This window comes from Thermoplasmata archaeon, from assembly GCA_035632695.1.
GTDB lineage: Archaea > Thermoplasmatota > Thermoplasmata > RBG-16-68-12 > RBG-16-68-12 > RBG-16-68-12.
This window is the reverse complement of the sequence record DASQGG010000209.1, coordinates 21,138-27,198: the sequence shown is the minus strand read 5'-3', so window position 1 is coordinate 27,198 and position 6,061 is coordinate 21,138. Positions and strand designations below refer to the sequence as shown.

Here is a 6,061-nt window from a genome sequence, read left to right as displayed (position 1 = left end):
CACGCCGTCCCGCGTCCGGAACAACGTGCTCGTCATGGAGTACATCGGGGACGGGACCCAACCTGCCCCGCTCCTTCGCGGCGTTCGTCTGGAGGATCCCCGGGCGGTCCTGAACGACGTGGTCGTGAACCTCCGCGCAATGCGCAGGGCGAAGCTCGTCCATGCGGACCTGAGCGAGTACAACCTCCTGTTCTGGGAGGGGAAGGTCGTCGTGATCGATGTCGGGCAGTCCGTGCCCACGGACCACCCTCGGGCCGCGGAGTGGTTCCAGCGGGATCTGGCGAACATTGCCCGGTTCTTCCACCGGCTCCGGGTCGACGTGACGCCGGCGTCGCTGGAGAAGGCGGTCCTCGAGGGATGAGATGCTCTACGCACGTCTGCCGCAGGATCGCCTCGGCGTCCTCATCGGCCCGGAGGGCGCGACGAAGAAGCGGCTGGAGCAGCGAACGGGCACGCACCTCGAGATCGATTCGGCGACCGGCGAGGTGACCATCGATGAAACGGGTGCGCCGGACCCGTCCATGGCCCTCAAAGTGCGCGACATCGTCCAGGCGATCGGACGCGGGTTTTCCGAGGAACGTGCCTTCCGCCTGCTCGACGATGACGTCTACCTGGAGATCCTGGACATCAAGGACTTCGCGCGCACCCAGGCGCGCGTGGAGCAGATCCGCGCGCGAGTGATCGGCACGCGCGGCAAGACGCGCCGCCTGATCGAGGAGCTCACGAGCGTGGACGTGTCCGTGATGGGCCACACGGTGAGCCTCCTCGGCCCCACGTTCGAGATGGCGATCGCCCGCGACGCGGTGATCATGCTCCTCCGGGGCAGCGAGCACGCGACCGTGTACCGGTTTCTGGAGCGCAAGCGGGCGGATATCAAGGCTTGGCAAATGGGGTTCTAGGGCCTCCCGCCGGAGCCTTTTAGGCTCGGCGGCCGCATCTCCTTCCTATGGCCGCGAGGGATGCGGCGGACCTGGTCGAGACCTACCGGGCCGCGTTCCGGGATTGCCTCCTCCGGATCAACGAGCCCTCCCTGCTCCATCTGCGCGGAGAGCTCCAGGTCCTCCTGCGGTGGCTCGAGTCCCGGAACGACGCGGGGCGTACCGCGGCCGCGCGGAACGCGCTCGACGCGATTTCCCGGTTCTACGCGTTCGGGGCGGAAATCGGCGGGTTCGAGCGGTCCAGCAAGAGCGCGGGACAGGCGAGCGTCTTCGACCTCGCGTCCGTGGGCGTCCTCGCCGTCGAGAACGTCCTCACCGCGGAGAACAGGTCCCTCATGCGGTACCTGATGAGCGGGCTGTCCGAGGGCCTCATGTTCCTCGCGAGCCGCCAGTACGTCGCGGGGAGCGAGGCGGTCCTGGAGGGGACGTACAAAGCGAACGCGCTGTCCGTCCGGGATGCCCTGTGGGGCCTGGCGCGTGACTTCCGGTCCTCGGAGGACTTGGCGTCGATCCGCGAGGCCCGGGACGCGATCGACGCGCTCTTCGCGAAGCTGGATTCGCCCGGGGTCGACCTCCACGCGAAGGTCAGCCTCCTCCACCAGCTGTACGGCCTCGTGGCCATCGTCCGCTGCGCCCAGCTCCTCGAGCGGCTCCAGGGCTTGGCCTGACCGCCCCACGTCCGAGGCCGTCCGAAAAGCCGTTATATAGGCCGCCCGACTACGGAAGGCAACCGGGGGTTGCATCCTGCCCAAGTACGTCTATTTGTTCAGCGAAGGCGACGCCTCGATGCGTGATCTGCTCGGCGGCAAAGGCGCGGGACTCGCGGAGATGACGCGCCTCGGTCTCCCCGTGCCGCCCGGGTTCACGATCACGACGAAGGCGTGCAACGCGTTCAGCCGAAGCGGTCGCTTCCCGCCCGGCCTCCTGAAGCAGGTGGAGGAGGCCCTGGCCACTACGGAGGCAGGGGCTGGCCGGAGGTTCGGGGACCCGACGAACCCGCTCCTGGTCTCCGTGCGGAGCGGCGCGAAGTTCTCCATGCCCGGGATGATGGACACCGTGCTCAACGTCGGGCTGAACGACGAGACGGTCGTCGCCTTGGCTCGGATGGCCGGGAACGAGCGCTGGGCGTGGGACTCCTACCGCCGCCTGCTGTCCATGTTCGGCCGGATCGTGAAGGACCTCGACGCCCGCAAGTTCGAGGCCATCCTGCAGCAGTATAAGGAGAAGACCGAAGGCAAGAAGGACACGGACCTCACCGCAGACATGCTCCGCGCCGTGGTTGAGGACTACAAGGCGCTGTACCGGTCCGAGCTCCACGAGGAGTTCCCGCAGACGCCGAAGGACCAGCTCCGGGAGGCCATCGGAGCGGTCTTTCGCTCCTGGAACGGGAAGCGCGCGGTGGACTACCGCAACTTCAACAAGATCCCCCACAACCTCGGGACCGCGGCGAACGTCCAGACCATGGTCTTCGGGAACATGGGCGCGGACTCAGGAACCGGCGTCGCATTCACCCGAGACCCGAGCACGGGGGAGAAGACGCTCTACGGGGAGTACCTCTCGAACGCCCAGGGCGAGGACGTGGTCGCGGGCATCCGGACGCCGCTCAAGATCGCCGACCTGAAAGAGCATGCGCCCCACGTGTACGAACAGTTCGCCCGGATCGCCGCGCTCCTGGAAACGCACTACCGGGACGTGCAGGACGTCGAGTTCACGGTGGAGCGCGGGAAGCTCTACATGCTCCAGACGCGGACGGCCAAACGCACCGCGCAGGCCGCGGTGAAGATCGCGGTCGACATGGTCGGCGAAGGTCTCATCCGCAAGGAGGAGGCCCTCCTCCGAGTCGAACCTCTCCATGTGATTCATCTCCTGCTGCCGCGCTTCGACGAGGAGGCGAAGAAGGCCGCGGCCCGGGAGGGACGGTATCTCGCGAAGGGTCTCAACGCGTCTCCCGGGGCGGCCTCGGGATACGTCTCCTTCGATCCGGACGAGGCGGAACGACTTGGCCGGGATGAGAAGAAGTCCGTGGTCCTCGTCCGCACGGAGACGTCGCCGGATGACGTCCACGGGATGCTCCACTCGAAGGGCATCCTCACGGCCCACGGCGGGGCCACGAGCCACGCCGCGGTCGTGGCCCGGGGCCTCGGCCTCCCCTGCGTCGCGGGTTGCGAGGTCCTCCGCATCGACTACCAGGCGGGGGAGTTCCGCGTGGGCGACAAGGTCGTCCGCCGGGGCGATTTCATCTCGATCGACGGTACCACCGGCGAGGTGTTCGACGGACCCATCCGCACGATTGAGCCCGACTACGACCGGGAGGCCGACCTGAAGATCCTGCTCTCGTGGGCGGACGAGCAGCGCCGACTCCAGGTGTGGGCCAACGCGGACTACCCGCGGGACGCGCAACGGGCTCGGAAGTTCGGGGCCCAGGGCATCGGCCTCTGCCGCACGGAGCACATGTTCTTCGAGACCGACCGCCTGCCCATCGTCCACGAGATGATTCTCGCGGCACCCGACTACCGAAGGACCGCCGCGCAGATGGCGTCGCTGAAGGCGGAGCGGGAGTCGGCCAGGGAGGACAAGCGTCCCGAGTTGGACAAGAAGATGGCATTGACGGAACCGTCGCTTGAGGACCTGTCGCGCCGCTACCTCGGTTCTCTGGAGAAACTCGGTCGGCTGCAGAAGGATGATTTCGTCGGCATCCTTCGGGCGATGGCCGGTCTTCCGGTAATCATCCGGCTCATCGACCCGCCGCTCCACGAGTTCCTCCCGAGCTACGACACTCTCCTCGTGCAGGTCACCAAGCTCAACCTGGCCCGCGCGAACCCACGCCTCCTGACGGAGACCGCCTCGTCCCGGGAGGATGCGGACTTCTTGGACGAGATCAGAAAGGCCGGGAACGGAGATCTCTCGCGAGGCATCGAGGCGCTCCTACCCGAGAAAGAGCGCCTCCTCGCTGCGGTTGCCGCGACCAAGGAGGCCAACCCGATGCTCGGGCTCCGAGGATGCCGACTGGGCATTACGTATCCGGAGATCACCGAGATGCAGGTGCGCGCGATTTTCGAGGCTGCGTGCCAGCTCAAGAAGGACGGCGTTGACGTCCATCCGGAAATCATGATCCCGCTCGTTGGCCACGTGCATGAGCTGGAGAATCAGCGCCAGGCCCTTGAGTCCGAGGCCAAGAAGGTCATGGAGCGCGAGGGCACGAGCGTGGACTACAAGTTCGGGACCATGATCGAGATCCCGCGGGCCGCTCTGACCGCGGACGAGATCGCGGAGCACGCAGAGTTCTTCTCCTTCGGCACGAACGACCTGACGCAGACGACCTTCGGGTACAGCCGCGACGATGCCGAGGGGAAGTTCCTCCTCTCCTACGTGGAACGCAAGATCCTGCCATTCAATCCGTTCCAGACGATTGACCGGGAAGGCGTCGGCCAGCTCATGCGGATGTGCGTCCAGAAGGGCCGCAAAGTGCGTCCCGCCCTGGAGGTCGGGATCTGCGGAGAGCACGGAGGCGACCCGTCGAGCATCGAGCTGTGCCACGAGATCGGGCTGAACTACGTGTCCTGCTCGCCCTACCGCGTCCCAGTCGCCCGCCTCGCCGCGGCGCACGCGAAGCTCAACGAGTCCGTGTCGATTGCCAAGGACCGCTGATCGGGGCGAGCCATGGCCGTCCCCCCGATCTCCCCGACCTTCCTAGTGGTCATGGTGGTTTCGTCCTTCGCGCTCCCGCTCTTCTTCGTGTGGTGGATCCGCAACACGCCCCGGTACGGACGCGAGCCGATCAAGGTCGTCCTGCGCGTGTTCGGCTGGGGGGCCTTCGTGAGCGTCGTGATCGCCCTGATCTTCGAGCTCGTCCTGACCTCCGCGGCCATGGAGATCGGGCCCCTGTACGCGTACCTCGCCAGCCACTTCGCGATGGCCCCGTCCAAGGTGTTCGGGTTCCTGGTCGCGGCGCCGTTCGTGGAGGAGGCCGCGAAGGGCCTCGGGGTTCGTTCGGCGCGGGACAGCGTCCGCTCCGCCACGGACGGATTGGTGTACGGCGCCGCGGCGGGGTTCGGATTCAGCGCGATGGAGAACCTCCTCTACGGTCTCTCCGCGTGGGTGGCTCTGTCCGAGCAGGGGTTGGACCCGTCCGCGTCCCTCCTGGTCATCGCCGTCCGCTCGTTCTCGTCCTCCTTGCTCCACGCGAGCGCGAGCGCCGTGGTCGGGTACGGCCTTACGACGAGCTGGCTGGGCGGCCGCCGGTACGGCTACCTGCCGTTCTACTTCTTCGCGGTGATCATGCACGCCCTGTTCAACTTCACCGCGAACCTGGGCACGCTCTACCCGGGTCTCCTGGGCGGTCTCATCGACTACGTCGAGTTCTTTGCCGCGGTGCTGTTCGCCGTGACGGCGATCACCCTGGTCCGCCGAAAGCTGGTCTCTCGTCGACCCGTACCCGCGAGGTGACGCGATGCCGCACACCCTGGAAGTCAACGGAAAGCCGCTGGTCGTCTCGAAGATCCTCTGCCTGGCCCGAAACTACGCGGAGCATGCGAAGGAGATGGGTGGCCGTATTCCCACGACGCCCGTGTTCTTCCTCAAGCCCCCGTCGTGCCTCCTCCCGGGAGGCGGCGAGATCCGCATGCCCACGGACATCGGGCGCGTGGACGTGGAGACGGAGTTGGTCGCGATCCTGGGCCGCGGCGGGCACGATCTCACGCCCTCCGAGGCCATGGCGTGCGTCGCGGGGTATGCGGTCTTCTTCGACATCACGGGACGGGACCTCCAGGGACAGGCACGAAAGGAGGGTCAGCCCTGGGCCGCGGCGAAGGGGTACGACACGTTCGGACCGATCTCGGCTCCGGTGACCGCGGACGCCGTGCGGGACCCTCACGACCTCCCGATCCGCCTCCGGGTGAACGGGACTTTGCGGCAGGACTCGAACACGAAGTACATGGTCTTCCGGATCCCCGAGACCCTGGCGGCGATCTCGCGGGTGATGCGCCTCGAGCCCGGGGACCTGCTGGCCACCGGCACCCCGGAAGGCGTGTGGCCCATCGTCCCGGGGGATGTGCTCGACGCGGAGATCCCGAGCGTCGGCACGCTCCGCTGCACGGTCGCCGCGCGAAAGCCGTAAATGCTCG

6 protein-coding genes are annotated in these 6,061 nt (G+C 67.1%); all 6 read left to right on the top strand.

Annotated features, from left to right (window positions below; genetic code table 11):
- Window positions 1-361 (top strand): RIO1 family regulatory kinase/ATPase (locus VEY12_13070; protein ID HYM41053.1); only part of this gene is annotated, 361 nt, incomplete at its 5' end.
- Window position 362: 1 nt separating this feature from the next.
- Entirely contained in the window at window positions 363-899 is a 537-nt protein-coding gene (locus VEY12_13065; GenBank protein HYM41052.1) for a KH domain-containing protein, read from the top strand.
- Window positions 900-946: 47 nt separating this feature from the next.
- A complete protein-coding gene (locus VEY12_13060) occupies window positions 947-1,606 on the top strand; it encodes a hypothetical protein (GenBank protein HYM41051.1) in 660 nt (219 codons plus the stop codon).
- A gap of 76 nt (window positions 1,607-1,682) precedes the next feature.
- Complete coding sequence (gene ppdK, locus VEY12_13055; GenBank protein ID HYM41050.1) at window positions 1,683-4,586, top strand: pyruvate, phosphate dikinase; 2,904 nt, start codon at window positions 1,683-1,685, stop codon at window positions 4,584-4,586.
- 12 nt (window positions 4,587-4,598) lie between these two features.
- Window positions 4,599-5,384, top strand: a complete 786-nt coding sequence (locus VEY12_13050) for a PrsW family glutamic-type intramembrane protease (protein HYM41049.1) — start codon at window positions 4,599-4,601, stop codon at window positions 5,382-5,384.
- A 4-nt stretch (window positions 5,385-5,388) separates the two neighbouring features.
- Window positions 5,389-6,054, top strand: coding sequence for a fumarylacetoacetate hydrolase family protein (locus VEY12_13045; GenBank protein ID HYM41048.1), 666 nt, complete (start codon window positions 5,389-5,391; stop codon window positions 6,052-6,054).
- Window positions 6,055-6,061: the final 7 nt, after the last annotated feature.

Coding starts and splice junctions, on each gene's coding strand:
- VEY12_13065 (HYM41052.1), top strand. CDS start 363: ATGCTCTACGCACGTCTGCCGCAGGATCGCCTCGGCGTCCTCATCGGC.
- VEY12_13060 (HYM41051.1), top strand. CDS start 947: ATGGCCGCGAGGGATGCGGCGGACCTGGTCGAGACCTACCGGGCCGCG.
- VEY12_13050 (HYM41049.1), top strand. CDS start 4,599: ATGGCCGTCCCCCCGATCTCCCCGACCTTCCTAGTGGTCATGGTGGTT.
- VEY12_13045 (HYM41048.1), top strand. CDS start 5,389: ATGCCGCACACCCTGGAAGTCAACGGAAAGCCGCTGGTCGTCTCGAAG.